The sequence below is a fragment of the Spiroplasma sp. hyd1 genome, from assembly GCF_016082235.1.
GTDB lineage: Bacteria > Bacillota_I > Bacilli_A > Mycoplasmatales > Mycoplasmataceae > Spiroplasma > Spiroplasma poulsonii.
The window spans coordinates 1-1,279 of the sequence record NZ_JXYY01000114.1; the positions used below are offsets into that span (position 1 = coordinate 1).

Genomic DNA, 1,279 nt, shown 5'->3' on the forward strand with positions numbered 1-1,279 from the left:
AAAAATTAATTTATTATTTAAATTATTTAATTTTAAATAAATATTTTATGTTAAATATAATAATTGTAAATTATAAATTGAGGCAATTAAATTAAATCTTAAACCAAATCTTTTTCTTCGATTACGATATTTTTCTGTAATAATTTTAAATTTTTTAAGAATAGCAAAAATATTTTCAATAATAATTCTCATTTTTGAAACTAGTCTATTATATTGCTTTTGTTCTTTGTTTAAAGGGTTTTTCTTTGTTTTCTTTGTAGGTATTAGAACATTATTGTGATTTTTTTGTATTCCTTGATAACCACTATCAACTATTAATTTGGTATTTTTTAAAATTGGGATTTTTGATTCTTTAAATAAAGCATAATCATGTTTTTTTCCGAGCGAAAAACTTGTTGCAATAATTTTTTTGGTTTCTTGTTCGATAATTACTTGTGTTTTGATCGTGTGTTTTTTCTTTTTACCAGAATAAGATTGTTTTTGTCTTTTTTTGGGCGTTGGATTGGAGTTTCGGTAGCATCAATAATAATAGTTTTATCATTAAAATAATCATTTATTAGTGCTTTTTTACCAGCAAGTTGTTGAAAATCAGAGTTTTTAATTAAAATATCTTCAATTCACTTAATATTACGATAACAATTAGCCTCACTAATATCAAAACTTTTACCAAGATGAAAATAAGTCTGATATTCTCGTCAATATAATAAAGTCATCAATAATCTATTTTCTAATGATAATTTATTAGTTTTACCACCTTTTTTAAATTTTTCTATTTCAGCAACTTTTAAAATATCTAACATTTTATTAAAAGTGGATTTTTTTATTCCTGTTAATCTTAACCATTCTCTATCATTAAGAGTATTAAATTTATTATTGTTCATATTTTTATGTCCTCATAAATTATATTTTATAATAATATTTTAATAAAAAAGGGTATCGCAAGAAGTCTATTTATTAAAAAAAGTTCCTTTATATCCTCGCTGTTGTATTAAAACAGAGTGGGGCAAGTATATTTTTTCTAAATCAATATTTGTTTCTGAATTAACTTTTAAAACATTTTCTAAATTAGATGGTGGTAAATGTGTTTTGTTATTAAAGATATTACCACAACTAATTAAATTCACCGTGTTTACAAAAGACAACGATAATATAGATAATAAACTAAGTAATTTCTTCATTCACTTTAATTTTTCCTTTCTATTTTGACAAAATAATAAACAGCAATTTTACTTTAATTGCTGTTTATTATTAAGATATATTTAATTTTCACTAAGATAAT

The 1,279-nt window shown here is 21.4% G+C and carries 2 protein-coding genes; both read right to left on the reverse strand.

Going from position 1 to position 1,279, the window contains the following annotated elements:
• Window positions 1-45: 45 nt before the first annotated feature.
• Window positions 46-881, reverse strand: a protein-coding gene (locus TS70_RS06585; RefSeq protein WP_105628856.1) for an IS5 family transposase whose coding sequence is annotated in 2 segments (ribosomal slippage) — window positions 46-485 and window positions 485-881 — 837 coding nt in all. Because the reading frame shifts where the segments join, the coding sequence is not laid out codon by codon here.
• A gap of 66 nt (window positions 882-947) precedes the next feature.
• Window positions 948-1,178 (reverse strand): hypothetical protein, encoded by a 231-nt coding sequence (locus TS70_RS06590; protein ID WP_040093285.1) that lies wholly within the window; start codon window positions 1,176-1,178, stop codon window positions 948-950.
• Window positions 1,179-1,279 lie beyond the last annotated feature (101 nt).